General features: G+C 56.5%; 21 protein-coding genes. 7 read left to right on the forward strand and 14 right to left on the reverse strand.

Annotation, left to right across the window (positions count from 1 at the left end; translation table 11 throughout):
* Window positions 1-61 precede the first annotated feature (61 nt).
* The gene (locus tag FKM52_RS12945) at window positions 62-814 is read left to right on the forward strand and encodes an SDR family NAD(P)-dependent oxidoreductase (protein WP_141176592.1); all 753 of its coding nucleotides are present in this window, start codon (window positions 62-64) and stop codon (window positions 812-814) included.
* A gap of 214 nt (window positions 815-1,028) precedes the next feature.
* Here FKM52_RS12945 and FKM52_RS12950 read toward each other — a convergent pair whose 3' ends face one another.
* On the reverse strand, window positions 1,029-2,048 hold the full coding sequence (locus tag FKM52_RS12950; RefSeq protein ID WP_141176593.1) for a DUF3472 domain-containing protein: 1,020 nt from the start codon (window positions 2,046-2,048) through the stop codon (window positions 1,029-1,031).
* Window positions 2,049-2,338: 290 nt separating this feature from the next.
* Entirely contained in the window at window positions 2,339-3,583 is a 1,245-nt protein-coding gene (gene lysA / locus FKM52_RS12955) for a diaminopimelate decarboxylase (RefSeq protein WP_141176594.1), read from the reverse strand.
* A gap of 113 nt (window positions 3,584-3,696) precedes the next feature.
* On the opposite strand from lysA, the gene FKM52_RS12960 reads away from it, so the two are divergent.
* Window positions 3,697-4,617 (forward strand): LysR family transcriptional regulator, encoded by a 921-nt coding sequence (locus tag FKM52_RS12960; RefSeq protein WP_141176595.1) that lies wholly within the window; start codon window positions 3,697-3,699, stop codon window positions 4,615-4,617.
* On the opposite strand, the gene FKM52_RS12965 is transcribed toward FKM52_RS12960, so the two are convergent.
* The 6 genes from FKM52_RS12965 to xerD all read right to left on the reverse strand — a co-directional run bounded on the left by FKM52_RS12965 (window position 4,614) and on the right by xerD (window position 13,622).
* Entirely contained in the window at window positions 4,614-5,777 is a 1,164-nt protein-coding gene (locus FKM52_RS12965; protein ID WP_141176596.1) for an MFS transporter, read from the reverse strand. The genes FKM52_RS12960 and FKM52_RS12965 overlap by 4 nt on opposite strands.
* A 311-nt stretch (window positions 5,778-6,088) precedes the next feature.
* Complete coding sequence (lysS, locus tag FKM52_RS12970) at window positions 6,089-7,609, reverse strand: lysine--tRNA ligase (protein ID WP_141176597.1); 1,521 nt, start codon at window positions 7,607-7,609, stop codon at window positions 6,089-6,091.
* A gap of 3 nt (window positions 7,610-7,612) precedes the next feature.
* Window positions 7,613-8,711, reverse strand: a protein-coding gene (gene prfB / locus FKM52_RS12975; RefSeq protein WP_141176598.1) for a peptide chain release factor 2 whose coding sequence is annotated in 2 segments (ribosomal slippage) — window positions 7,613-8,635 and window positions 8,637-8,711 — 1,098 coding nt in all. Because the reading frame shifts where the segments join, the coding sequence is not laid out codon by codon here.
* 1,495 nt (window positions 8,712-10,206) lie between these two features.
* Entirely contained in the window at window positions 10,207-11,925 is a 1,719-nt protein-coding gene (gene recJ / locus FKM52_RS12980) for a single-stranded-DNA-specific exonuclease RecJ (RefSeq protein ID WP_141176599.1), read from the reverse strand.
* An 18-nt stretch (window positions 11,926-11,943) separates the two neighbouring features.
* Entirely contained in the window at window positions 11,944-12,648 is a 705-nt protein-coding gene (gene dsbC / locus FKM52_RS12985) for a bifunctional protein-disulfide isomerase/oxidoreductase DsbC (RefSeq protein ID WP_141176600.1), read from the reverse strand.
* A 26-nt stretch (window positions 12,649-12,674) separates the two neighbouring features.
* Window positions 12,675-13,622 carry a site-specific tyrosine recombinase XerD gene (xerD, locus tag FKM52_RS12990; RefSeq protein ID WP_181407937.1) on the reverse strand — a complete coding sequence of 316 codons (948 nt, stop codon included), beginning with the start codon at window positions 13,620-13,622 and terminating at the stop codon, window positions 12,675-12,677.
* Window positions 13,623-13,676: 54 nt separating this feature from the next.
* Between xerD and fldB the strand changes: the two genes are divergently transcribed.
* Window positions 13,677-14,195, forward strand: a complete 519-nt coding sequence (fldB, locus tag FKM52_RS12995; protein ID WP_141176601.1) for a flavodoxin FldB — start codon at window positions 13,677-13,679, stop codon at window positions 14,193-14,195.
* Between the two features lie 125 nt (window positions 14,196-14,320).
* Here the strand turns inward: fldB and FKM52_RS13000 are convergent, their stop codons facing one another.
* Together FKM52_RS13000 and sdhE are read right to left on the reverse strand one after the other, a co-directional pair.
* Window positions 14,321-14,716: a protein YgfX gene (locus FKM52_RS13000; protein WP_160249735.1), complete on the reverse strand. Its 396-nt coding sequence runs from the start codon at window positions 14,714-14,716 to the stop codon at window positions 14,321-14,323.
* On the reverse strand, window positions 14,697-14,975 hold the full coding sequence (gene sdhE / locus FKM52_RS13005) for an FAD assembly factor SdhE (RefSeq protein WP_141176748.1): 279 nt from the start codon (window positions 14,973-14,975) through the stop codon (window positions 14,697-14,699). Before sdhE ends, FKM52_RS13000 begins: the two co-directional genes overlap by 20 nt.
* Window positions 14,976-15,196: 221 nt before the next feature.
* Here sdhE and ygfZ point away from each other — a divergent pair, with 221 nt between their 5' ends.
* Window positions 15,197-16,180: a tRNA-modifying protein YgfZ gene (gene ygfZ, locus FKM52_RS13010; protein WP_141176603.1), complete on the forward strand. Its 984-nt coding sequence runs from the start codon at window positions 15,197-15,199 to the stop codon at window positions 16,178-16,180.
* A gap of 30 nt (window positions 16,181-16,210) precedes the next feature.
* Here the strand turns inward: ygfZ and trhA are convergent, their stop codons facing one another.
* Entirely contained in the window at window positions 16,211-16,864 is a 654-nt protein-coding gene (gene trhA, locus FKM52_RS13015) for a PAQR family membrane homeostasis protein TrhA (RefSeq protein ID WP_141176604.1), read from the reverse strand.
* A 217-nt stretch (window positions 16,865-17,081) separates the two neighbouring features.
* Here trhA and FKM52_RS13020 point away from each other — a divergent pair, with 217 nt between their 5' ends.
* From FKM52_RS13020 to FKM52_RS13030, 3 genes are all read left to right on the forward strand, one after another.
* Window positions 17,082-17,813, forward strand: a complete 732-nt coding sequence (locus tag FKM52_RS13020; protein ID WP_141176605.1) for a MurR/RpiR family transcriptional regulator — start codon at window positions 17,082-17,084, stop codon at window positions 17,811-17,813.
* Between the two features lie 207 nt (window positions 17,814-18,020).
* Window positions 18,021-19,460, forward strand: coding sequence for a 6-phospho-beta-glucosidase (locus FKM52_RS13025; protein ID WP_141176606.1), 1,440 nt, complete (start codon window positions 18,021-18,023; stop codon window positions 19,458-19,460).
* Between the two features lie 286 nt (window positions 19,461-19,746).
* A complete protein-coding gene (locus FKM52_RS13030; protein WP_141176607.1) occupies window positions 19,747-20,652 on the forward strand; it encodes an endonuclease/exonuclease/phosphatase family protein in 906 nt (301 codons plus the stop codon).
* Window positions 20,653-20,744: 92 nt separating this feature from the next.
* Here the strand turns inward: FKM52_RS13030 and gcvP are convergent, their stop codons facing one another.
* The 3 genes from gcvP to gcvT form a co-directional block, all read right to left on the reverse strand.
* On the reverse strand, window positions 20,745-23,618 hold the full coding sequence (gene gcvP / locus FKM52_RS13035; RefSeq protein WP_141176608.1) for an aminomethyl-transferring glycine dehydrogenase: 2,874 nt from the start codon (window positions 23,616-23,618) through the stop codon (window positions 20,745-20,747).
* Window positions 23,619-23,736: 118 nt separating this feature from the next.
* The gene (gene gcvH, locus FKM52_RS13040; RefSeq protein ID WP_141176609.1) at window positions 23,737-24,123 is read right to left on the reverse strand and encodes a glycine cleavage system protein GcvH; all 387 of its coding nucleotides are present in this window, start codon (window positions 24,121-24,123) and stop codon (window positions 23,737-23,739) included.
* Between the two features lie 19 nt (window positions 24,124-24,142).
* Window positions 24,143-25,237, reverse strand: a complete 1,095-nt coding sequence (gene gcvT, locus FKM52_RS13045; protein WP_141176610.1) for a glycine cleavage system aminomethyltransferase GcvT — start codon at window positions 25,235-25,237, stop codon at window positions 24,143-24,145.
* Window positions 25,238-26,244: the final 1,007 nt, after the last annotated feature.

Genomic DNA, 26,244 nt, shown 5'->3' on the forward strand with positions numbered 1-26,244 from the left:
ATCATAAACCCAGGCGCGCGGGATGGCGCCCGGCAAGCCAACCGTAATGGGGAATCGATTTATGACCAGGAGATTTGAGAATAGAGTCGCGATGGTGACCGGCGCCGGCTCCGGCATCGGCGCGGCGATTGCGCGCCAGCTGGGAGCGGAAGGCGCCCGCGTAGTCGCGGCGGATATAAATGAGCAGAGCGTCGCCAGGGTAGCCGCAGAAATCACCCAGGCCGGCGGCATTGCCGTCGCGGTACGCCAGGACGTCAGCGACGCGCAGTCGGTCGCCGCGTCGGTCGCCTTTACGCTGGAGCGGTTTGGCGCGCTGCACCACGCGGTTAACAACGCCGGCATCGGCGGCGGCAACGCGCCGCTGGCGAATTACAGCCTGGAGGAGTGGCACAGCGTGATCGGCGTTAACCTTAACGGCGTATTCTACAGCCTGAAATATCAGATTCCGGCGCTGCTGCGTTCAGGCGGCGGTTCTGTCGTTAACGTATCCTCGATTCTCGGTACCGTCAGCCGCCCCAATTTTTCAGGCTACGTCGCCGCCAAGCACGGGGTTATCGGGCTGACTAAATCCGCAGCGCTGGAATATGCCGCTCAGGGCATACGTATCAACGCCGTCGGGCCGGGCTATATCGATACGCCGCTGATTTCACCGCTGGAGAAAGCGCAGTATCGCGGTCTGGTCAGCCAACACCCGATAGGCAGGCTTGGGCGTGCCGATGAGGTGGCGGCGCTGGTGCTGTTCCTGTTATCCGATGAAGCCTCATTTATTACCGGCAGCTTTCACCTGGCCGAAGGCGGCTATACCGCGCAGTAGCGCATCCGGGAACATCGGCGCCGCGCTGATTCCCATCGATGAGGCAGACGGCGGATCGCCGGCGTGCTTCCCCTGCGCAAGATGATGCATGCAGCAGAAATAAGCGTGCGGTTTTCGCGCGTGGATAAGCCTGTATACAGTAATACCGTCAACCCATCGCTTAACGCGACGGCGTTGACGGTATCAGAAGATGACTGGCTAACTGAGACAGTTATTATTGTTCAATCAGTTTCCAGCGGCTGCCGTCAGACATATACATCAGCTGCTGCCCCTTGCTTACCCTGGTGACGCCGCCGTTGACATAAACAGACGAGTCATAGCTGGCGCGATGATCGATAAAGATCGATTTCCACTTCAGCGCGGCGGGCTGCGGAAAATAAATCCGCGGCGACCAGACCCCATCCTGCGAACGAATAGCCACCAGATTAACCTTGCTCAGCGCAGCGGAAATGGTTTGCTGTTGCAGTTCGCTGCCGTTAACTATCGATACTTTCGGGGCATTCGGCGAGGCGATGGAGCCCAGATTGTTGATGGTATTAGAGCAGGCATTATTATTACAGGCGGCTTGCACCACATAAGCATCATTACAGTTGCCGTAGGTAGAGCTGCTCTGTTTCGCTTTTACGCGGTCATCGCCTGTTGGGTTCATAAAAGTGGAGCTTTGCGCGCCCATGGCATAGCAAGAAGTCAGCTGACCGTTCCCCTGCGAATACTCCTCAACAAAACCGGAAGATGAATATAGCTTGCCAAAACTATCCGGCACCTCAATAACGCCCACCGTGGTGGCGGTGCCATCCATCATATCGGTGACGACGCCGGTCACCAGGTTGCCGCTTTTCGTCACATCTAACTGGTAGACGTGCCCGGTTTTCCAGGGGACGACGATCTGGCACTGTACGCCGGAGCCTTCGTGATCGAAATACTGGCATGTGCTGCTTTTCCAGCCTTTTGCTTTCCAGATGGAGAAATTAAAAGCGTGTACGCCGTTACTCCGATTCTGTAAACCAATATAGCCACCGTCTCCCTGTTTGAAATAAAACTGGTTCGCCCAGTAATAATGAGAGTTCGGGCCGCCATCATTATTAACCTGCTGAAAGAAAGTGAGCTTATTAAAGGCTGAACCGGCAGGCCACGTATGCTGTATCGAAACGATGCCGCCCGCGACCACCGCATGGCTTAGCGGAGTAAACAAAAACAGTAAGGGGAACAGTAATACTTTCCTGAAGCGACTCATAATTAATTCCTTTAATTAGATAAACCCGTAATGAATAAAGTTATGTTTTCACCACTAAACCAGCAGTGGCTGGGCTAAATAATATTCAGGCGAATTGATTGCTTACAGCGCCCCTTGCCCGCTGACGGCTGATACAACACGCTGAACGTGCCGGGCAGAGATAAAGTTGCGGCGTCAGGAACTGGCGTCAGAAAGAAAAGCGGCGTAACAAAGAATGGCGTTAACCAGACGCGGAAAATTTATAACGCTCTGCGGCCAGCCGCGCCGCAGAGGTGAATCACGCACGAAGATTACAGCTCCAGCGCCAGCAGCTCCTGAATGGTCTGCCGTCGACGAATTTCCCGCGCCTCGCCGCCGTCGAACAGCACCTCCGGGATCAGCGGGCGGCTGTTATAGTTGGAGGACATCGAGGCGCCATAGGCGCCGGTATCGTGCAGCACCAGATAATCGCCTGGGCTGACGGCGGGCAGCTGGCGCGTTTCCACCTTGCCGCCCTCCAGCTGGGTAAAGACATCGCCCGATTCGCACAGCGGCCCCGCCAGCACCGTTTCACGCAGCTCGCGCTGTCCGGCATCCTCAGCCAGCAGGGAGATATGGTGATAGCTGCCATACATCGCCGGACGCATTAAGTCGCTGAAGCCCGCATCCACCAGCACAAAGTGGCGGCTGCCCATATCCTTTACCGCCCGCACCTGAGTAACCAGCACGCCCGCTTCCGCCGCTAAAAAACGCCCCGGCTCGATCTCCAGCTTTAGCGGATGACCAAGATGCGCGGCGATACGCTCGCGGGCGCGGTGCCACAGGCTGTAGTAGTGTTGGGTATCAATCGCCTCTTCCCCGTAGCGATAGGGAACAGAAAGCCCGCCGCCGGCGGAAATAGCGCTGATATCCTGATCGAGCGCGATAACGCGTTCCACCATCGCTTCGCATACCTGCTCCAGGTGCGCATAGTCCACGCCGGAGCCGATATGCATATGGATGCCCACCAGCTTCAGCCCGTGCTGCTGAATCGCCTGCACCGCCTGCGGCAGCTCCTGGTGCCAGATGCCATGCTTGCTGTTCTCGCCGCCGGTGTTGGTTTTCTGGCTGTGGCCGTGACCGAAGCCGGGATTGACCCGCAGCCAGACCGGATGGCCGGGCGAGCAGGCGCCCAGCTGATGCAGCATATCCACCGAGCCGGCATTAACCGGAATCCGCAGTTCGGCAACGCGCGCCAGCGTCGGCCGATCGAGCAGATCGGCGGTAAAAACGATCTCATCCCCGCCCGCCTGATAGCCAGCCGCCAGCGCGCGTTCGATTTCGCCCAGCGAAACGGAATCCACCTTAACGCCCGCGGCGCGCATCAGGCGCAGAATATGAATATTGGAACAGGCCTTTTGCGCAAAGCGCACCACGTCAAACTGTCGCAGCTGGGCGATACGCTGGCGAATAATATCGGCATCGTAGGCCCAAAACGGCCCGTCGTAACGTGCGGCAAGCGAGAGAAGATTAGCGCTATTCAGGGCGCTATCAGGGGTATTCAGCGGACGCGGCATGATGGTTCTCCTTAATCTTTGCCCTATTACGCCACAGCCTTTTTTCGCTGAAAAATATCTGTTTCTGCGGAGTCTATGCAAATATGATATAGCTTTCGCAACCGGAGAAAGCGATGGCGCAGATTACTCATCGGCAGATTGAGATATTCCATGCGGTGATGACCAGCGGCAACCTGACCGCCGCCGCCGCGCTGCTGCACACCTCGCAGCCAACCGTCAGCCGCGAACTGGCGCGCTTTGAGAAACTGACCGGCCTGCAGCTGTTCGAACGGGTGCGTGGGCGCCTCTACCCTACCGTACAGGGCCTGAGCCTGTTTGAAGAGGTGCAGCGCTCCTGGTACGGTCTCGATCGCATTATCAGCACGGCGGAAGGGCTGCGGCAGTTTCGTCAGGGCGAGCTTTCCATCGCCTGCCTGCCGGTGTTTTCCCAGTCGCTGCTGCCGCCGCTCTGCCAGCCGTTTTTGCAACGTTATCCCGATCTCAGCCTGAATATCATCCCGCAGGAGTCGCCGCTGCTGGAAGAGTGGCTGTCGGCGCAGCGTCACGATCTCGGTCTGACCGAAACCCACAGTACGCCAGCCGGAACCGAGCGCATTGAACTACTGACGTTAAATGAAGTGTGCGTTTTGCCCGCCCGGCATCCGCTAACGGCGCGACAGCAGCTGACGCCGCAGGATTTCGCCGGGGAAAACTATATCAGCCTCTCGCGCGCCGACAGCTATCGTCAGCTGCTGGACGCGCTGTTTCATGAGCAGGGCGTGCAGCGCCGCATGGTAATGGAGACGCACAGCGCAGCGTCGGTCTGCGCGATGGTGCGGGCAGGCGTGGGGATCTCGGTGGTGAATCCGCTGACGGCGCTGGATTACGCCGCCAGCGGCGTGGTGATACGCCGTTTTAGCGTTGAGGTGCCTTTTACCGTCAGCCTGATCCGCCCGCTGCATCGTCCGGCCTCCTCGCTGGTCAGCGCGTTCAGCCAGCATTTGCGGCGCGAGGCGGCGCAGTTCGCGACACGCCTCAACGCTCTGCTCGCTTAGGCGCGCGCCGGCTGCGTCTGGCCGCCGGCGCGGCGGAAGGCGATCAGGCAGACCATCAGCCCCAGCACGGCCAGTAGCGCAGCGGCCGCCGGCACCGCGGCCAGGCCGTAGCCGCCCTTGATAACCGCGCCGCCAACCCAGGCGCCGAGCGCATTGCCGACGTTAAACGCGGAGATGTTGAGCGTCGAGACCAGGTTCGGCGCCTCTTTACCGTGACGCACCACATTGATTTGCAGGCCCGGCACGGTAGCGAAGGTCGCCATCGCCCACAGAAACAGCGTGATTTCCGCCAGCCAGAGGCCGTGGCTGGTCCAGCTAAACGCCAGCGAAAAAATAGCGATCAGCGCGAAGCTGAGGATCAGACTGAAGGAGACTTTCCAGTCCGCCAGCCTGCCGCCGATGATATTGCCGACGGTTAAACCAGCGCCGATCAGAAACAGCGTCCAGCTGACGCCGCGATTGCTGACGCCGGTAACCTGCAGCAGCAGCGGCGCAATATAGCTGAACAGCGCAAACATCGCCGCCGCGAAGCAGACGGTCATCAGCAGCGAAAGCCACAGCTTGCCGTTCGCCAGCGCGCTGATTTCGCTGGCAAGATGCACCGGCTTTTCATCTTTATTGGTCGGCAGGCTGACGATTAGCGCGATAAAGGCCAGCACGCCGATGATCGCCACTCCCCAGAAGGTAGCGCGCCAGCCAAACAGCTGACCGAACCAGGTGCCGAGCGGCACGCCCAGCACGTTCGCCAGCGTCAGGCCGGTAAACATCAGCGCAACGGCGGAAGCCTGACGATTCGGCGCCACCAGGCTGGCGGCCACTACCGATCCGATACCGAAGAAAGCGCCGTGACAGAGCGCGGTGACCACGCGCGCCAGCATCAGCAGGTTATAGCTGTAAGCCAGCGCACACAGGATGTTGCCGATGATAAAGATAGTCATCAGCAGAATCAGCGTGCGTTTGCGTGGCAGCTTCGCCGTCAGCAGCGCCATTACCGGCGCGCCAATCGCCACGCCGAGCGCGTAGCCGCTAATCAACCAGCCGGCAGAAGGGATGGAAACATGCAGATCGCCCGCCACCTCCGGCAGTAAACCCATAATAACAAACTCGGTGGTGCCGATAGCAAAGGCGCTCAACGCCAGCGCCAGCAGTGAAACAGGCATAACACTCTCCAAAAACGATGATTGCAGACTCCGGAACAGGCCGCGGTCGCATAGCGGCCTGGACGACGCGTTATGTCGTTCTGTTTAATGAATCGCGTCGCGGCGGCTATTAGAGCATAGTGTTATGTCGGCAAACACCCCGGCTACAGCAAGGGAATTTTGCGACAGGCGCAATAATCGCTGGCGATTAATTTCACCTGCGTAGATAAATTTGGCGCCGGAAGAGCGCCGGCAAGGGGTATCTCAGCAAGCAGCTGGTATTTCAGCAATAAAAAAGGGGCGCCGGCGCGCCCCTTTCGCAACAGCAGAAATTACTTGCCGGACGGGCGCAGCGCCGGGAACAGGATGACATCGCGAATAGTGTGGCTGTTGGTGAACAGCATTACCATGCGGTCGATACCGATGCCCAGGCCAGCGGTCGGCGGCAGGCCGTGCTCCAGCGCGGTGACGTAATCTTCATCGAAGAACATCGCTTCGTCGTCACCGGCATCTTTCGCTTCTACCTGCTGACGGAAACGATCGGCCTGATCTTCCGCATCATTCAGCTCGGAGAAGCCGTTGCCGATTTCACGTCCACCGATAAAGAATTCAAAGCGGTCGGTGATTTCCGGGTTAATGTCGTTACGACGCGCCAGCGGAGAGACTTCCGCCGGGTATTCGGTGATGAACGTCGGCTGAATCAGGTGGCTTTCTGCCGTTTCCTCAAAGATTTCAGTCACAACGCGGCCAAGACCCCAGCTCTTCTCTACTTTGATGCCGACAGATTGCGCTATCGCCACTGCCTTATCGAAATCATCCAGATCGGCCAGATTGGTTTCCGGGCGATATTTCTGGATCGCTTCTTTCATCGTCAGCTTAGCGAACGGCTTACCGAAATCGAAGACATGGTCGCCGTAAGGCACTTCGGTGGTGCCCAGCACCTGCTGCGCCAGGGTGCGGAACAGGCTTTCGGTCAGCTCGATAAGATCTTTGTAATCGGCGTAGGCCATATAGAGTTCCATCATGGTGAACTCAGGATTATGGCGCGGCGAGATCCCTTCGTTACGGAAGTTGCGGTTGATTTCGAAAACGCGATCGAAACCGCCTACTACCAGGCGCTTGAGGTAGAGTTCCGGCGCGATGCGCAGGTACATGTCGATATCCAGCGCGTTATGATGGGTGATAAACGGACGCGCGGAGGCGCCGCCGGGAATCACCTGCATCATTGGAGTTTCTACTTCCATAAAGTCGCGGCCCACCATGAACTGACGGATGCCTGCCATGATTTGCGAGCGAATGCGGAAGGTTTTACGCGATTCTTCGTTGGCGATCAGATCAAGATAGCGCTGGCGATAGCGGGTTTCCTGATCGGCCAGGCCATGAAATTTGTCCGGCAGCGGGCGCAGCGCTTTGGTCAGCAGGCGCAGTTCGGTGCAGTGAATGGAGAGCTCGCCGGTTTTGGTTTTGAACAGTTTACCGCGCGCGCCGAGGATATCGCCCAGGTCCCATTTTTTGAACTGTTCGTTGTAGACGCCTTCCGCCAGGTCGTCACGCGCCACGTACAGCTGGATGCGGCCGCCTACGTCCTGAAGCGTTACAAATGAGGCTTTGCCCATGATGCGGCGCGTCATCATACGCCCCGCCACGCTGACTTCAATGTTCAGCGCTTCCAGCTCTTCGTTTTCTTTGTCGTCGTACTGCGCATGCAGCTGTTCAGAGATGCTGTCGCGGCGGAAATCGTTCGGAAACGCCACGCCATGTTCACGCAGCGCGCTGAGCTTTTCACGACGCGCTTTTAGTTCGTTGTTCAGTTCAAGCGCGGCATCAGCGCCCTGCGGTTGTTGTTCAGACATGGTTTATAGTCCTGCTTTCAAACTTGCTTCAATGAAACGATCCAGATCGCCATCCAGCACTGCCTGGGTGTTACGCGTTTCTACGCCGGTGCGCAGATCTTTGATGCGTGAATCATCCAGTACGTAAGAGCGGATCTGGCTGCCCCAGCCAATATCGGATTTGTTGTCTTCCAGCGCCTGTTTTTCAGCGTTTTTCTTTTGCATTTCCAGTTCATAAAGCTTGGCTTTCATCTGCTTCATGGCCTGGTCTTTGTTTTTGTGCTGGGAGCGGTCATTCTGGCACTGGGTGACGGTGCCGGTCGGAATATGGGTAATACGCACCGCCGATTCGGTACGGTTTACGTGCTGGCCGCCGGCGCCGGATGCGCGATAGACGTCAATGCGCAGGTCTGCCGGGTTGATTTCGATATCAATGTCATCATCCACTTCCGGGTAGACGAAAGCAGAACTGAAGGAGGTGTGGCGACGGCCGCCGGAGTCAAACGGGCTTTTTCGTACCAGGCGATGGACGCCGGTTTCGGTACGCAGCCAGCCGAAAGCGTAATCGCCCGCGATGCGGATGGTCGCGGATTTGATACCCGCCACTTCGCCATCGGAGACTTCAATGACTTCGGTTTTGAAGCCTTTGTCTTCCGCCCAGCGCAGGTACATACGCAGCAGCATGCTGGCCCAGTCCTGAGCTTCGGTGCCGCCCGATCCCGCCTGGAGATCGATGTAGCAGTCGGCGCTGTCATATTCGCCGGAGAACATGCGGCGAAATTCCAGTTCGCCCAGTTTTTTTTCTAAGACGTCCAGTTCGGCGACGGCTTCGTTGAAAGTTTCTTCGTCGTCCGCTTCAACGGCCAGTTCCAGCAGGCCCGCCACATCTTCGAGGCCCTGAGACATCTGATCGAGCGTGTCAACGACAGCTTCGAGCGCCGATCGCTCTTTACCCAGCGCCTGGGCGCGTTCCGGTTCGTTCCATACGTCGGGCTGTTCCAGCTCGGCGTTTACTTCTTCAAGGCGTTCTTTCTTGGCATCGTAGTCAAAGATACCCCCTAAGAACGTCGCTGCGCTCAGTGAGGTCCTGAATACGGTTTTTCACCGGATTAATTTCAAACATGGCTTTCGAATCTTTTTAGGAAGTGTCAATGGATATGACCGGGCAGTTTAACTGAAAAGGCAACGAGATTGTAGTTCTGTCGGATGCTTTGTGTGCGGCGGAGTTGTGTTTTGGGGCGCGCTTTTGCGAGGCGGGCTGGAGGTTCGGGGCGGAAAGCAGGTTGGTGGGCGGTTCCGGGAAGCGAGTTTGGCGTTCGGGTACGAAGCGGGTTGGGGGGCGGTTCCGGGAAACGAGTTTGGCGTTCGGGAACGAAGCGGGTTGGGGGCGGTTCCGGGAGGCGAGTTTGGTGTTTGGGTACGAAGCGGGTTGGGTGGGCGGTTCCGGGAAGCGAGTTTGGCGTTTGGGTACGAAGCGGGTTGGGTGGGCGGTTCCGGGAAGCGAGTTTGGCGTTTGGGAACGAAGCGGGTTGGGAGGCGGTTCCGGGAAGCGAGTTTGGCGTTTGGGAACGAAGCGGGTTGGTGGGCGGCTCCGGGAAACGAGTTTGGCGTTTGGGTACGAAGCGGGTTGGTGGGCGGCTCCGGGAAGCGAGTTTGGCGTTTGGGTACGAAGCGGGTTGGGTGGGCGGTTCCGGGAAGCGAGTTTGGCGTTTGGGAACGGGAGGAGGCGGGCGGACGCTACGTAAAGACGTCGTCAATCCATCCCTGGAGACTCCGCCGCGTCATCCATGACGCGGAGGCTTTACTCCGCGTTCCGCCCGCCTCCTCCCTGGCAGCGTGCACATACTTCCTCGCTTCCCTGACACCGTGCAAGTACTTTCCCACTTCCCAACACCGCGCAAATACCTTCCCACCGCCCCGACATCAGGCGAATACTTTCCCGCTTCCCAACACCGTGCAAATACTTTTCCGCCTCCCCGACATCAGGCGAATACTTTCCCGCTTCCCAACACCGTGCAAATACTTTTCCGCCTCCCCGACATCAGGCGAATACTTTCCCGCTTCCCAACACCGTGCAAATACTTTTCCGCCTCCCCGACATCAGGCGAATACTTTCCCGCTTCCCAACACCGTGCAAATACTTTTCCGCCTCCCCGACATCAGGCGAATACTTTCCCGCTTCCCAACACCGTGCAAATACTTTTCCGCCTCCCCGACATCAGGCGAATACTTTCCCGCTTCCCAACACCGTGCAAATACTTTTCCGCCTCCCCGACATCAGGCGAATACTTTCCCGCTTCCCAACACCGTGCAAATACCTTCCCAACATCAGCAAATACTGTCACTTTCCTGACATGATTAAGAACGTTTTCCCGGATTTTCCGAAAAGGTCAGGTTACGCGAGCGCAATAGCAAGGGGAGCAAGAGGGGCTGGACGATGAGGCGGGCCTCCCGCGCCATGGACGGCGCGGGCGGAGGCCCCATGGACGGGTTTATGCCGTCCCGCCGAACGGACAGCCCCTCTTGCGACCGGCAGCGGATAAAACTCTCAAAAGCACCGCCTGCAACCAACGGTTGCGGAGCAACGGTTATCCGCTGCGCTTTATAACCAGACAACCCTACAGCGGCCAGATATGCTCAATCAGCAACTGCACGCTACGGTTACCGCGAAACTCATTTACGTCCAGCTTATAAGCCAGCTCAACGTGACGGATGCTGGCGTCAGGCCACAGGCGCGTATCAACGTTAAAAGCAATCCCATCCAGCAAAGGACCGCCGCCTGCCGGCTCAACCATCACCTTCAGATGACGATCGCCCACCAGCCTCTGCTGCAACAGCTTAAACTTGCCGTCAAACACCGGCTCAGGAAACGCCTGCCCCCAGGGCCCACCATCACGTAGCATCTCAGCCACCGGCAGCGTCAAATCAGGCGCCGTCAGTTCGCCATCAGACCAGATCACGCCCTGCAAGGCATCCGCGTCCAGCCACTCGCCAACCAGAGCGCTGAACAACGTACTAAATCGTTCGAACTTATCTTCTTCCAGCGACAGGCCAGCCGCCATCGCGTGGCCGCCAAACTTAATTATCAGCCCTGGATTCAACGTATCAAGCCGCTCAAGCGCATCCCGTAAATGCAGCCCCGCTACCGAACGCCCTGAGCCTTTCAGCGTACCGTCGCCCGCCGGAGCGAAAGCGATAACCGGACGATGAAAACGCTCCTTCAGGCGCGAAGCCAGAATACCTACCACTCCCTGATGCCACTCAGGATGATAAAACGCCAGGCCCAGCGGCAGCGTATCGCTACTGCGTTCCAGCTGATTACAGAGCGTGAGCGCTTCCGCCTGCATCCCCTGCTCAATCTCTTTGCGCGTCTGGTTCAGGGCATCCAGCTCGCTGGCTAACATGCGCGCCTGCGCCAGATCGTCCGTCAGCAATAACGCCACGCCCACCGACATATCATCCAGACGCCCGGCGGCGTTCAGCCGCGGCCCCAGCGCAAAACCAAGGTCGCTGGCGGCCAGCTGACGCGCATCGCGGTTAGCCACCTCCAGCAGCGCGCGAATGCCCGGACGACACTTCCCGGCGCGAATCCGTCCCATCCCCTGCCAGACCAAAATGCGGTTATTAGCGTCCAGCGGCACCACATCGGCCACCGTACCCAACGCCACTAAATCAAGCAGCTCGGCCAGGTTAGGGATCGCCAGCCCGTTATCAAACCAGCCCAGCGCGCGCAAATGCGCGCGCAGCGCCAGCATCAGATAGAAAGCGACGCCCACGCCCGCCAGCGCGCGTGAAGGAAAAGTGCTGTCATTAAGATTAGGGTTAACAATGGCTTCCGCCGCCGGCAGCGTCTCGCCTGGCAGATGGTGATCGGTCACCAGCACCGGAATCCCTTTTTGATGCGCGCGCTCAACGCCCGCATGGGAAGAGATACCGTTATCCACTGTCAGAATAAGCTCCGCGCCGCGCGCCGCCGCCTGCTCCACCACTTCCGGGCTAAGGCCATAACCATCATCAAAACGATTTGGCACCAGATACTGCACCTTGCGTCCGCCCATGCTGCGTAACGCCAGCACGGTCAGCGCGGTACTGGTAGCCCCGTCAGCATCAAAATCGCCGACGATCATAATCTGCTTTTCATCGCGCAGCGCCTGATGCAGCAGCTCGACTGCCTGCTGCATACCGCTTAGCCCCTGCCATGGATGAAGATATTTCGCGCCGCGCTCCAGCTCGCGTCCGTCGGTTATGCCACGCTGGGCGTAAAGACGACGCAGCAGCGGATGAAGATCCGGCGGCAGCGCCGGATCGTTTACCGCCTCCCGGCGGCGAAGTTGCATCGGTTTATTCACTGCTAATTAGCTACCGCTTTTTTGTTTATCAAGAAGCTGCTTCATCTCCTGCGGCCCCTGATAACCCGGAATCATCAGACCATTTTCCAGTAGAATGGCCGGGGTGCCCTGAATGCCGAACAGAATGCCCAGCTGATAATGCTGCGCAAGATCGGTTTTACAGTCGGCGGGAGCTACCGCGCTGCCTTTCATCGCCGCATCAAAGGCTTTATTACGATCCTTCGCGCACCAGATAGACTTCATCTCTTTCGCTACCTTTCCATTCAGCCCTTCACGCGGGAAGGCCAGATAGCGCACGGTAATCCCCAGCGCATTATAATCTGACATCTCCTGATGCAGCTTGCGGCAGTAGCCACAGGTGGTATCGGTAAAGACGGTAATCACATGCTGCTCTTTCGGCGCCTTATAAACGATCATATCCTTGCTTAACGCATCGACTTTTTTCTGCAGCAGCTGATTCGTCACGTTAACCGGACGCGCGCCGCCGACATCATAGAGCGGCCCCTGAATAAAGTGCTTTCCATCTTCGCTGACGTAAAGCACGCCGCTGTCAGAAAGTACGGTCTTCATTCCCGGCAGCGGCGAGGGGTAAATTTCAGTCTTATCGATGCCCAGCTTACGTAAAGATTGCTGAATCGCAGCGTCATCCGCCTGGGCCGCGCCCGCGAAAGAGGCAGCCAGCATGGCGACGATGGCAAAAGTTTTTTTCATCCTGTTCCCTTTTTACTCCGCCGCCTTCAGGCGCGCGGGTGATGCTGTTGATGTAACTGACGCAGGCGCTCGGTGGCGACATGCGTATAAATCTGCGTGGTGGAAAGATCGCTGTGTCCCAGCAGCATCTGTACGACACGTAAATCCGCGCCGTGGTTCAACAGATGCGTCGCAAAGGCGTGTCGCAGCACGTGCGGAGAGAGCTTTTCGCTATCGATACCCGCCAGCACGGCGTAATGCTTAATACGGTGCCAGAAAGTTTGCCGCGTCATCTGCTGCGCCCGGCTGCTGGGGAACAGTACGTCGATGACCTTGCCGTTCAGCAACCACGGGCGCCCATGCTCCATATAGTGCTCCAGCCAGTGTATCGCCTCTTCGCCCAGCGGCACCAGTCGCTCTTTATTGCCCTTACCAATAACGCGTACAACGCCCTGACGCAGGCTGACGTCGCTGACCGTCAGGCCTACCAGCTCCGATACGCGCAGGCCGGTAGCATACAGCAGCTCCAGCATCGCCTTATCACGCAGCTCCACCGGCTGTTCAACGCTGGGCGCCTGCAACAGACGCTCCACCTGAGCTTCCGACAGATCTTTCGGCAACCGCTGCGGCAGTTTAGGCGAGGAGAGCTGCGCGCTGGGATCGTCAGCGCGTAGTTTTTCCCGATAGAGATACTGAAAAAGCCGCCGCATCGCGCTTAGCAGACGTGCCGAGCTGGTGGCTTTATAACCGCCCTCGACGCGATCGGCAAGAAAAGCCTGTAAATCCGCCGCCCCGGCCTGTAGCAGAGAACGTTGATGATGCGCCAGCCAGCCGGCCAGCGACTGCAAATCCTGACGATATGAGGTCAACGTATTTTGCGCCAGGTTACGTTCGATCCACAGCGCATCAAGAAACTGTTCAATAAGTTCGTTATCCGGCACCTTTCCCTCTTCGCGCAGGGGTGTCAATTTATGCGCATTATGCCTGAAAGCCATCGCCTTCTGATACAATTGCGCCCATCTGTCGATTCAAATGAGTAGATGTTCCGTATGAAGATTGGCCTTTTTTACGGTTCCAGCACCTGTTATACCGAGATGGCCGCCGAGAAAATTCGCGATTTTATCGGCGAGGATCTGGTTACGCTGCATAACCTGAAAGACGATTCACCAAAGCTGATGGAGCAGTACGATATGCTGATCCTCGGTATCCCTACCTGGGATTTTGGCGAGCTTCAGGAGGATTGGGAGAGCGTCTGGCAGGATATTCCTGATCTTAACCTGCGCGGCAAAGTGGTTGCGCTGTATGGCATGGGCGATCAGCTGGGTTACGGCGAGTGGTTCCTTGACGCGCTCGGTATGCTGCATGAGCTGCTGGCGCCGATGGGCGTGCAGTTTGTCGGCTACTGGCCAGTCGAAGGCTACGAATTTACCAGCCCGAAACCGCTTACCGCCGATGGCAAACAGTTTGTCGGCCTGGCGCTGGACGACGTCAACCAGTTTGAAGTAAGCGATGAGCGCATCGCCCAATGGTGCGAACAGATACTGACCGAAACCGCCGCGCTGCTGTAAACCAGACTCCGCAACGGCTGACGCCGCTCATGCCCGGCGGCGGGCTGCGCCGTAGGTTATCGCGCCGCACGACGGGCGCTCGGTTAACCTTACGGCCAGTCAGTTTAGTAATAAGCAATGCGCCGCTACTGATAGCCCGCCAGCAAACGGCGTAGCGCGCGCCAGTTCGCTTCCGACATACTGTCCCGCATCAGCCATAGCGAAAGGCCCCTTCCCTGCTCCGCCCGCAGCGCAAGCAGCACGCCAAACGGCAAAATAAAGGGTGAACGCGCAATCCAGTAATCCCGCCCCTGCCAGCGCCAGCGCCGGCTTTCCTCTGCCGTCAGAATACCGCCGAAGCGGCGTTGCCGGCGTAAACGACGCCACAGCTCTGCCGCCAGCAACAGCAGCAACAGCGCGGCGAACGGCTTCATTTCCCCAAAGCAAAACGGCAGCAGCCCGACAAACAGCGAGCCATACAGCAGCAGCGTTATCTGCCGCGCCTGCCCCGAAGGAGAGAGATCAGATCGCCACCGCGCCACGTTCCGGGCCACGCTGCTGATTACGCGTCTGAATCAGCTGCACCATGCGTTTCAGTCCGGCGTCAGCCGGCTCGCCGTGGTTCATCAGCCAGTTAAACAGATCGGGATCGTCGCTTTTCAGCAAACGAATAAACAGCGCTTTATCTTCATCGCTGAGCGAATCATATTCATATTTAAAGAAAGGCATGATGGCGATATCCAGCTCTAACATACCGCGGCGGCAGGCCCAGTGAATACGGGATTTATCGTTGATATCCATATGTTCTGTCATCGGTTGGCTCAAACATGATGGCTAGTGTAGCGCTTTTTTTGCGGCCTGTTGCAAGCAATTCCTTATCCTGCGCGCCCGCACGCAGGACGCGGCGGCGGCCTGCAACTTTAGCGCGCGTTTTGTGCCTCGGCTTCGGGAAACTGGTTGCAAAGCCAGTCGGCTCTTTTAATATGAAGTCACTTTTTCAACTGACTATTCAGGATCGCTCTATGCCTGACTTTATTTTCCCACCGCGTCAGCCCGTCGCCTCTTCACGGCTGCCGCTGACGTTAATTTCGCTGGAAGACTGGGCGCTGGTTGCGGTTGAAGGTGCGGACAGCACAACTTATCTGCAAGGCCAGCTCACGCTGGATGTGACGGCGCTGCCGGCAGAGAAACATCTTCCCTGCGCGCACTGCGACGCCAAAGGAAAAATGTGGAGCAACCTGCGTCTGTTCCATCGCGGCGCAGGCTATGCCTATCTGGTGCGCCGCAGTCTGCGCGATACGCAGATTAATGAACTGAAAAAATATGCCGTTTTCTCTAAGGTCGCCATTGCCGCCGATGATAAGGCGGTTCTGCTGGGCGTGGCGGGCTTTCAGGCCAGAGCCGCGCTGACCAACCGCTTCGCCGCCCTGCCCGATGCGCAGGCGCCGGTGGTGCAGGATGGCGCATCGACGCTGCTGTGGTTTGATTCTCCCGCCGAGCGCTTTCTGCTTATTACCACTGCGGAAAAAGCGGCGGAACTGAAGCAGGCGCTGGCGGATGACGCTCAGCTTACCGGCAGCCAGCAGTGGCTGGCGCTGGATATTGAAGCGGGCCTGCCGGTGCTGGATGAAAAAACCAGCGCGCAGCTGATTCCCCAGGCCGCCAACCTGCAGGCGCTGGAGGCGATCAGCTTTAAGAAAGGCTGCTATACCGGCCAGGAGATGGTGGCGCGGGCTAAATTTCGCGGCGCCAACAAGCGCGCGCTTTACTGGCTGGCTGGCAAAGCGAGCCGGACGCCTGAAGCCGGCGACGCGCTGGAGCTAAAAATGGGCGATAACTGGCGACGCACCGGCACCATTCTGGCCGCCGTGCAGCTGGAGTCAGGCGACGTCTGGGTGCAGGCGGTGCTGAATAACGATCTGGAGCCGGAGAGCGTGCTACGCGTGCAGGGCGACGCCGGCGGTCAGCTGGCGATACAGCCGCTGCCCTACTCACTGGCGGAATAAACTCTCTCAGGCGGCGCTAAGCCGCCTTTTTTACAGCACGTACAGGTAGATTGCCAGAAAATGGCAAGCGCTGCCGCCCAGCACGAAACCGTGCCAGATAGCGTGGTTATAGGGGATCCGCTTCGCCACGTAGAAAATTACGCCCAGCGTATAGATCAACCCGCCCGCAGCCAGCAGCCAGACGCCGCCCGTATCCAGCTTCATCGCCAGCTGGTAAATCACAATCAGCGAGAGCCAGCCCATCAGCAGATAGGTGATCAGCGAGAGCGCCTTAAAGCGATGAGCAAACGCCAGTTTGAAAATAATGCCTGCCAGCGCCAGGCTCCAGATCACTATCATCAGCCCGTGCGCCAGCGGCGAATCAAGACCCACCAGCAAAAATGGCGTATAGGTGCCGGCAATAAGTAAATAGATCGCGCAGTGATCCAGCTTTTTCAGCCAGAATTTCGCCCGCGCACCGGGAATGGCGTGATAGAGCGTCGAGGCGAGAAACAGCAAAATCATGCTGCCGCCATATAAACTGTAGCTAACGATCGCCAGCGCGCCGGCGTTAGCGGTAATCGCCTGGCTCAGCAGCAGTACCAGGCCAACAATGCCGAAAATGCAGCCTACGCCGTGGCTGATGCTGTTCGCAATCTCCTCCGCCAGCGTATATCCCTGCGCTAAACCGTTTTTCTGTGCCATCTTCATACTCCCGAAACTGCGTAATGCCTTGTGCAAGAAAGGAATTCTGTCGCCAGGCGCGTCGAATTCAACGCATCCACAGCGTAGCTGAGAACCATTTCAGTGTACACATGTAAGCTGAAATAAAATTATGTCGATCGGTAAGCGGCGCGTAGCCATCGGCGGGAAAAGTAAAATCTGCTAAGGTAGGCGCGGTAACAGCAGATGCGGATACAGTATGTTTACTCACAGTATAATCTCAACGCTCAACGACACCGAGATGCAGGTCTATAACGCCGTGATCAAAAGCGGCGATAAAGTGATGTATATGACCATTCGCGAGCTGGCCGACGCTGCGGGCGTCTCCACCACCTCAGTGCTGCGTTTTTGCCGCAAAATGCAGTGCGACGGCTATTCTGAATTCCGCATCCGTTTTAAATTATATTTAGAGCAGGAACAGCAGCGCCCGATTAATTACGGCGTGAACGAAATGGTCAGCTTTTTTAAAAGCATTAATAACGATGAGTTTGAGCATTTAATTAGCCAGGCGGTAGAGCATATTGTCGCCGCACAGCGGATAATTTTTGTCGGCGCCGGCACCTCCGGCACCTTAGGCAAATATGGCGCCCGCTTTTTTTCTAACGTTGGCAAATTCAGCAACCATATTGACGATCCCTATTATCCGGTCAGCAGCGATATGTATAAGGATGCGGTGGCGATTATTCTTTCCGTTTCCGGCGAAACCGAAGAGATCCTGCGGCTGGCCAGCCAGTTCAGCCTGCATCGCTGCAAAATCATCACCATTACCAACAGCGAGAACAGCTCGCTGGCGAAGCTGGCCGATTTTAATATCTCTTATCATATGCCGTTAATTCGCATGCATGGCGGGCTGGATATTACAACCCAGGTGCCGACTATCTATATTATTGAAAGTATCGGCCGCAAACTGGCCAGCCGCTTAGCCAAATAAAACAGCCTGTTTTTTACAGGTAACAAATCACTACGGCTGCCTTTTGTTATAACGTGACATTCCGCCGCGCTTTGCTACACTCCGCTCAATCTTGCTAGTTGAAACGCTATAATTTCACGCCTGCCGACGTGCCGGCGAATTTATTTTCGCCGCCGTTAAGGCATGGCGACAGCACCGTTTTTTTACCGCATCAGTAAGGATCGCTTTATGTCAAAACAGCAGCAGTTACCGAAAGATTTTCTGTGGGGCGGCGCGGTGGCCGCGCATCAGGTCGAAGGCGGCTGGGATCGGGGCGGCAAAGGCATCAGCATTTGTGACGTGCTTTCCGGCGGCGCGCACGGCGTCGATCGCGTGATTACCGACGGCGTGCAGCCCGGCTATAACTATCCCAATCATGAAGCGGTCGATTTCTATCATCGCTATAAAGAGGATATCGCACTGTTTGCCGAGATGGGCTTCAAATGTTTCCGCACCTCTATCGCCTGGACGCGTATTTTTCCTCAGGGCGATGAGCTGGAGCCAAACGAGGCGGGCCTGCAGTTTTATGACGATCTGTTTGATGAGCTGCTGAAGCACGGCATTGAGCCGGTAATCACCCTCTCGCACTTTGAGATGCCGTGGCACCTGGTAAAACAGTATGGCGGCTGGCTGAACCGTAAAGTGGTCGATTTCTTTGTGCGCTTCAGCGAAGTGGTGATGCGCCGCTACCAGCACAAAGTGAAATACTGGATGACCTTTAACGAGATTAATAACCAGCGCACCTGGAACTATCCGCTGTTCGGCTACTGCTGCTCCGGCGTGATCTTCACCGAGCATGATAATCCTGAGCAGACGATGTATCAGGTGATGCATCATCAGTTTGTCGCCAGCGCGCAGGTAGTGGCGCTGGGGCGCCGCATTAATCCCGATTTTCAGATTGGCTGCATGATTGCGATGGTGCCGGTTTATCCCTTCTCCTGCCATCCTGACGATGTGATGTTCGCCCAGGAAGCGATGCATCGTCGCTATGTCTTCAGCGACGTGCAAATGCGCGGCTACTATCCTGCCTACGTATTGCAGGAATGGGCGCGTAAAGGCTACCAGATCGAGATGGAAGCGGGCGATGAAGAGGCGCTGCGCAACGGCTGCTGCGACTATATCGGCTTCAGCTATTACATGAGCAACGCGGTGCAGGCAAATGCTGAAGGCGAAGGCGCTTCAATTACCGGCTTTGAAGGCAGCGTGCCGAATCCGCACGTCAAAGCTTCCGACTGGGGCTGGCAGATCGATCCGGTTGGCCTGCGCTACTCAATGAACGCGCTCTATGAGCGCTACCAGAAACCGCTGTTTATCGTGGAAAATGGCTTTGGCGCTATCGATAAGCCGAACGCTGACGGCCTGATCGAGGACGACTACCGCATCGATTATCTGCGCGCGCATATCGAGCAGATGAAAAAAGCGGTGCTGGAGGATGGCGTGGATCTGATGGGCTATACGCCGTGGGGCTGTATTGACTGCGTCTCTTTCACTACCGGCCAGTACGACAAGCGCTACGGCTTTATTCACGTTGATAAAAACGATGACGGCAGCGGGACTATGGCGCGCTCGAAGAAGAAAAGCTTTGGCTGGTATCAGCAGGTTATCGCCAGCAACGGCGAGCAGCTGTAAACGGACAGGCCGGCGCAATCCGGCCTTTATTAATAAGTACGCCCTTATCAACTTACAATAAAATAACCTATCTCACCTCGTAATTAAATAAAAGGCTAACCATCAATTAATTATTGTTTTACAGATTGCTTAAATTCAATAATTAACCCGTCATAGCTCTCTGTTCTTTCTACGCTCACCTACTTTTTTAACCATTAAAATTAAGTTTGTAAGCTATATCACAAAATCTTTTTGCCAATATGACAAGATCCACATGAAATCCTTTGTTTTTTAACCGGCAAAAAATATGAAATTGAAAAGTTCACCGCTATTGTTCGCTTGCTGTATTATCACTTCCTCTCCTCTTTACGCCAGCACACCGCTTACCGGATCGGAGATACTTGCGGTTAATAAAGGCGGCACAGCGAACAAAATATATACGCATAATCAACCAACGCTAAAGGTTGCCGCTTATAATATCGGCAAAAACGAAGCGTCAGACGACGTTACGAATTTGACACAGCTGAATCAGGCAATAAAGAAAATAGATGCCGATGTGATAGCCGTAACGGAGATTGATAATCAGACACATCGCAGTGGAAATATTAATCAACTCGCCAAAATTGCAGAAGCAAACCACTTGTTTTATGCCTTTGGTAAGGCACTGGATTTCGATGGCGGAGAATATGGCGTCGGATTACTGTCGAAATATAAAATCGATAAATCCCAGGTGATTAATCTACCTTCGGGAACAGCAGAACAGCGCGTGGCCCTTCTGTCGCAAATCACTAAACCCGGCTTCGATTCGCCGATTATTGTTATGACGACGCACCTGGACTGGCAAAAAAACCCAGAGGTACGTATTAATCAGGCACGCTATTTACTCGATCTGAGTATTGGTGATGCGCCTTCTGATTTCACTAATATCGCTTCTGCGATAAAAATACTTGCTGGCGACTTTAATTCCACAGCCGAAGAACAGCCAATTAAAGAAATTAATTACTTCTGGAACCCGGTGATTAAAAATGGCGCAGATACCCGCACCTGGCCTGCCGTTAATCCAGCTCTTGATCTTGACCACATTTTTACCTTTAAAGGTCAAAAATGGAAGGTTAAAAACCTTACCGTTCCCTCTGTAACAAATGACTTTAACTGGGCAGCTGCCAGCGATCACTTACCCGTAGTCGCTGAACTGGAATTGCAGGAACAGTAAAAAAGCGCTAACGAAAAAAGGGTTTGTTACCAAACCCTTTTTATTTGTACCTGCCGTATGTTATCCGGCTACGCCTGTTTCTCGCAGCGCGGCTACTGATAGTCGCTCAGCGGCACGCAGGAACAGAACAGATTGCGATCGCCATAAACGTCATCCAGACGCTTCACCGTCGGCCAGTATTTATTCCCGCTGCCGGCCGGGAATACCGCCAGCTCACGGCTGTAGGGATGCGCCCATTCACCTGCCAGCTCTTGCTGCGTATGCGGCGCGTTCACCAGCGGGTTATCTTCCAGCGGCCATTCGCCGCTGGCGACGCGATCGATCTCGGCGCGAATCGCCAGCATCGCCTCGATAAAGCGATCCAGCTCCACCTTGCTTTCCGATTCCGTCGGTTCAACCATCAGCGTGCCCGCTACCGGGAACGACATCGTCGGCGCATGGAAACCGTAATCGATCAGGCGTTTGGCGATATCCAGCTCGCTGATGCCGGTCTGCTCCTTCAGCGGACGCAGATCGAGAATACATTCATGCGCCACGCGGTTATCGCGCCCGGTATAGAGCACCGGATAAGCCGACTGCAGACGACTGGCGATATAGTTCGCATTCAGAATAGCCACGGCGCTGGCCTGCTTCAGCCCTTGCGCGCCCATCATGCGGATATACATCCAGCTGATCGGCAGTATCGAGGCGCTGCCGAAAGGCGCGGCGGAAACGGCGCCCTGCTGCGTCAGAACGCCGTCAATTTGCACCACGCTATGGCCCGGCACAAAGGGCGCCAGATGCGCTTTCACGCCGATCGGCCCCATGCCCGGCCCGCCGCCGCCGTGCGGAATGCAGAAGGTTTTATGCAGGTTGAGATGCGAGACATCGGCGCCGATATAGCCTGGCGTAGTGATGCCGACCTGCGCATTCATATTCGCGCCATCCAGATAAACCTGACCGCCGTACTGATGCACGATCTGGCAAACTTCACGGATGGTCTCTTCATACACGCCGTGCGTGGAAGGATAGGTCACCATAATGCAGGAAAGCGCGCTGCCCGCCTGCTCCGCTTTCTGGCGCAGATCGTGCAGATCGATATTGCCCTGCTTATCACAGGCCACCACCACTACCGCCATGCCCGCCATCTGCGCTGAAGCCGGATTAGTCCCGTGAGCGGAGCTGGGGATCAGGCAGATATTGCGCTCGCCCTCGTTGCGGCTCTCATGGTAACGACGAATCGCCAGCAGCCCGGCGTACTCTCCCTGCGCGCCGGAGTTGGGCTGCATACAGAGCGCGTCATAGCCGGTGAGCTGCACCAGCCACTGCGACAGCTGGCCGATCATTTGCAGGTAGCCCGCCGCCTGCTCTGCCGGACAGAACGGATGCAGCTCGGCAAACTCCGGCCAGGTAATCGGGATCATCTCTGCGGCGGCGTTCAGCTTCATAGTGCAGGAGCCAAGCGGGATCATCGCCTGGTTCAGCGCCAGATCTTTTTTCTCCAGGCTGTGCATATAACGCATCATCTCGGTTTCGCTGTGATAGCGATTAAACACCGGATGCGTCAGGATCGGCTGCTGGCGCAGCAGCGCAGGCGGCACCGAAGTGCTGTTGCTTGCCACGCGGTTATCCAGCGTATCGATATCCAGACCGTGATCGTCACCGAGCAAAATAGCGAACAGCGTGGCGACATCCTCGCGACTGGTGGTTTCATCCAGCGTGATGCCCACCGCCTGATGAATATCGGTGCGCAGATTAACGCCGAAGCTCAGTGCGCGCGCCAGCACCGCCGCTTTATCACTGACCTCAACCGTCAGGGTATCGAACCAGCTTTGGTGGCGCAGCGTCAGGCCGCCCTGCTGCAGTCCCGCCGCCAGAATATCGGTAAGACGATGGATACGGCCGGCGATGCGCTTCAGCCCGGCCGGGCCGTGATATACCGCATAGAAGCCGGCGATATTCGCCAGCAGCACCTGCGACGTACAGATGTTGGAGTTCGCTTTTTCACGGCGGATATGCTGCTCGCGCGTTTGCATCGCCATGCGCAGCGCGGTATTGCCCGCCGCATCGCGCGATACGCCGATAATACGCCCCGGCATTGAGCGCTTATGCTCATCGCGGGCGGCGAAGAAGGCGGCATGCGGGCCGCCGTAGCCCATCGGCACGCCGAAACGCTGGGCTGAGCCAAAGACGATATCCGCGCCCTGTTTACCCGGCGCTGTCAGCAGCACCAGCGCCATAAAATCAGCCGCCACGCTGACAATCGCCTTACGCGCTTTCAGTTCAGCGATCAGCGCGCTGTAGTCATGAAGCTCGCCGGTGGTGCCTGCCTGCTGCAGCAGTACGCCGAACACGCCTTCGTGATCCAGCGCCCGTTCCGCTTTATCAATCAGCAGTTCAAAGCCGAAGGTTTCGGCGCGGGTTTTCACCACGTCCAGCGTTTGCGGATGCACATCGTCGGCGACAAAAAACTTATTGGCGTTTTTCAGCTTCGTTACGCGCTTCGCCATCGACATCGCTTCCGCCGCCGCCGTTGCTTCATCCAGCAGCGAGGCGGAAGCGATATCCAGGCCGGTTAAATCCAGCGTCAGCTGCTGAAAGTTAAGCAGCGCCTCCAGGCGGCCCTGCGACACTTCCGGCTGATAAGGGGTATAGGCGGTATACCAGCCGGGATTTTCCAGCAGGTTGCGCAGAATGACCGGCGGCATCAGCACCGGCGTATAGCCCATGCCGATATAAGATTTAAAGCGCTGGTTGCGGCTGGCGATCGCTTTTAGCTCCGCCAGCGCCTGATGTTCCGGCAGCGCATCGCCGATAGCGGGCGGCCCCGGCAGCTGGATATCCGCCGGCACGATGCTGGCGATGAGTTCATTTAGCGAAGCGGCGCCGATGGTTTGCAGCATGCTTTCCTGCTGCTCTGGAGAAGGACCGATATGGCGTTCGATAAAGGCGCCAGTATGTTCAAGCTGGCTGAGAGTCTGAGTCATGAATCGTTAATCCTGAGAGGCTGGCTACAGCGGTCAACATGGAGATAATGGGCCAGACGCGGCTGGCCTCGCCAGAGAGCTATCCACGCGCGACGGCAGCGCAGATAGCCGATTGAGATTATTCGTCGATGGCGGCCTGATAACCTGCCGCATCCAGCATCTGATCCAGTTCGGATTCATCGCTGGCTTTAATGCGGAACAGCCAGCCAGCGCCATAGGAGTCGCTGTTAACCAGCTCCGGCGCGCCTTCCAGCTCTTCATTCACCGCCACGATTTCGCCGCTCAGCGGCGCATAGATATCCGAAGCCGCCTTTACGGATTCCGCCACCGCGCAGTCGTCGCCTGCGGTCACGCTGGCGCCTACTTCAGGCAGGTCAACGAATACCATATCGCCCAGCAGCTCCTGCGCATGCTCAGTAATGCCTACGGTCCAGGTACCGTCAGCTTCCTTGCGCACCCATTCATGACTTTCACGATATTTTAAATCATTTGGCACATTGCTCATCGCCACAATCTCCTGATAGTTACTGAGCGACCGGCTTACCGGCGCGAACGAAAATAGGTTTGGTGACTTTAACCGGCACTTCCCGGTTGCGGATCTGCACGATAGCGCGATCGCCAATACTGGCCGGAACGCGCGCCAGCGCGATGCTGCAGCCCAGCGTCGGCGAGAAGGAGCCGCTGGTGATCACGCCCTGCTGCAGGTTGCCCTGCGCATCGGTAAAGGCGACCGGCAGCTCATTACGCAGCACGCCTTTTTCCGTCATGATCAGGCCAACCAGCTTATCGGTGCCTTTTTCACGCTGCAGCTCCAGCGCCTCGCGGCCGATAAACTGACGATCGTTGGGTTCCCAGCAGATAGTCCAGCCCATATTCGCCGCCAGCGGCGAAACGCCTTCATCCATCTCCTGCCCATAAAGATTCATCCCCGATTCCAGCCGCAGCGTATCGCGCGCCCCCAGCCCGGCCGGTTTCACGCCTGCCGCCAGCAGGCGCTGCCACAGCCCGGCGGCCTGTTCGTTGGGTAAGGCGATTTCATAACCGCTTTCGCCGGTATAACCGGTGGTGGCGATAAACCAGCCGTCGGCCTCAACGCCAAAGAATGGCTTCATGCCGCTAACGGCCTGTCGCTGCGCCTCGCTAAACGCCGTCTGCGCCTTTTGCTGCGCCGCCGGACCCTGTACGGCAATCAGCGCCAGATCGTCACGTTCCTGCAACGAAACGTTAAAGGGACGCGCATGTTCGTTAATCCATGCCAGATCCTTATCGCGCGTAGCGGAGTTAACCACCAGACGGAACCAGTTCTCGCTCATGAAGTAAACGATCAGGTCGTCAATTACGCCGCCGGAGGCGTTCAGCATCGCGCTGTAAAGCGCCTTGCCCGGCTGCGTCAGGCGTGCGACGTCGTTAGCCAGCAGCACGCGGAGGAACTCGCGGGTGCGCTCGCCGCGCAGATCGACGATGGTCATATGGGAGACATCGAACATGCCGGCATCGTTACGTACCGCGTGGTGCTCATCCATCTGCGATCCATAATGCAGCGGCATCATCCAGCCGTGGAAATCGACCATGCGGGCACCGCAGGCCTGATGCTGTTCATACAAAGGAGTCTGCTTCATAACATTCCTGTACGTTAACGGGTTGAGTAGACGCTAAATGTGGCTAAAACGTCCGACGCAAACGTTGTCTTTGCTCTGACGTTACCACCGAACGGCAGGATTAACCATAAGCTAAACGAAGGTGAATCATGCGCGGGCGCCTGCCGGGTTCAACGGATTGTGCAGAACTTTTCACTAAAAAAATGCGCAGTAAGGCACATAACAAGCAACAGAAACGTAACAACACAGGTTAAACACCAGCCAATCCCTGAATAACGCAAAACTTGCCCGGTTGAGAATTTTCCTTTGCATGACTAAAACTAATGCGAAGCCGGGAGTAAAATTAGAATATTTCAAACGAGCGGCTAAAAAAGAGACAGACGCATCGTAACGGTGCAACAGCGGACAGCGGAATAAAAGATGCGCTTTGTGTAATGAAGGCTGTTAGCGTATTGGCGTCGGTATACCGGTATGCAGGCGTCGGCATGTTAGCGTCGGTATACCAATATGCAGGCGTCGGCTTACCTTACCGGCTTACCCGCTTGCCGACTTGCCGACTTGCCGACTTGCCGACTTGCCGACAGATATAAGTTCTGACTTAAGTTATCGCCGCAAGAGTTATCATCATAAAAACCGCTGCCCGCGTGCGCCCTCCACGCAGGCAACAATAATCAAACTTTCTCCCCCAGCTACCGCCGGGAATCAGAACGGAAACTGTATTATTTTTAACAATAATCAGCGACGAAACAGGCGGTAAAGTCATGCCAGCCAACAATATATCCGCAATTAAAAGAGTTTATTTTTTATTATTCAGAAGTTTTGAGACCAGCCTTGATGCACTAACAATATAATTCTCGCTGTGCCATCAAGAAAATCGTTATCATCTTCCCGGCATGCGTCAATAAAGAAAACGCTTTACCATCTTGACAGCTGAATAAAGCAGACTCTTTGACGGCTTTACGCCAAAAGCAGCTTTTTTCGCTGCGCATTATCTGAACAATTATCTGTTGAATAACCAGAAATGAGCC

The organism is Mixta tenebrionis (assembly GCF_006517625.1).
GTDB lineage: Bacteria > Pseudomonadota > Gammaproteobacteria > Enterobacterales > Enterobacteriaceae > Mixta > Mixta tenebrionis.

Excerpts from the sequence above, each read along its gene's own strand:
- FKM52_RS12945 (WP_141176592.1), top strand. The coding sequence starts at position 62 with ATGACCAGGAGATTTGAGAATAGAGTCGCGATGGTGACCGGCGCCGGC.
- FKM52_RS12950 (WP_141176593.1), bottom strand. The coding sequence starts at position 2,048 with ATGAGTCGCTTCAGGAAAGTATTACTGTTCCCCTTACTGTTTTTGTTT.
- lysA (WP_141176594.1), bottom strand. The coding sequence starts at position 3,583 with ATGCCGCGTCCGCTGAATACCCCTGATAGCGCCCTGAATAGCGCTAAT.
- FKM52_RS12960 (WP_141176595.1), top strand. The coding sequence starts at position 3,697 with ATGGCGCAGATTACTCATCGGCAGATTGAGATATTCCATGCGGTGATG.
- FKM52_RS12965 (WP_141176596.1), bottom strand. The coding sequence starts at position 5,777 with ATGCCTGTTTCACTGCTGGCGCTGGCGTTGAGCGCCTTTGCTATCGGC.
- lysS (WP_141176597.1), bottom strand. The coding sequence starts at position 7,609 with ATGTCTGAACAACAACCGCAGGGCGCTGATGCCGCGCTTGAACTGAAC.
- recJ (WP_141176599.1), bottom strand. The coding sequence starts at position 11,925 with ATGCAACTTCGCCGCCGGGAGGCGGTAAACGATCCGGCGCTGCCGCCG.
- dsbC (WP_141176600.1), bottom strand. The coding sequence starts at position 12,648 with ATGAAAAAAACTTTTGCCATCGTCGCCATGCTGGCTGCCTCTTTCGCG.
- xerD (WP_181407937.1), bottom strand. The coding sequence starts at position 13,622 with ATGGCTTTCAGGCATAATGCGCATAAATTGACACCCCTGCGCGAAGAG.
- fldB (WP_141176601.1), top strand. The coding sequence starts at position 13,677 with ATGAAGATTGGCCTTTTTTACGGTTCCAGCACCTGTTATACCGAGATG.
- sdhE (WP_141176748.1), bottom strand. The coding sequence starts at position 14,975 with ATGGATATCAACGATAAATCCCGTATTCACTGGGCCTGCCGCCGCGGT.
- ygfZ (WP_141176603.1), top strand. The coding sequence starts at position 15,197 with ATGCCTGACTTTATTTTCCCACCGCGTCAGCCCGTCGCCTCTTCACGG.
- trhA (WP_141176604.1), bottom strand. The coding sequence starts at position 16,864 with ATGGCACAGAAAAACGGTTTAGCGCAGGGATATACGCTGGCGGAGGAG.
- FKM52_RS13020 (WP_141176605.1), top strand. The coding sequence starts at position 17,082 with ATGTTTACTCACAGTATAATCTCAACGCTCAACGACACCGAGATGCAG.
- FKM52_RS13025 (WP_141176606.1), top strand. The coding sequence starts at position 18,021 with ATGTCAAAACAGCAGCAGTTACCGAAAGATTTTCTGTGGGGCGGCGCG.
- FKM52_RS13030 (WP_141176607.1), top strand. The coding sequence starts at position 19,747 with ATGAAATTGAAAAGTTCACCGCTATTGTTCGCTTGCTGTATTATCACT.
- gcvP (WP_141176608.1), bottom strand. The coding sequence starts at position 23,618 with ATGACTCAGACTCTCAGCCAGCTTGAACATACTGGCGCCTTTATCGAA.
- gcvH (WP_141176609.1), bottom strand. The coding sequence starts at position 24,123 with ATGAGCAATGTGCCAAATGATTTAAAATATCGTGAAAGTCATGAATGG.
- gcvT (WP_141176610.1), bottom strand. The coding sequence starts at position 25,237 with ATGAAGCAGACTCCTTTGTATGAACAGCATCAGGCCTGCGGTGCCCGC.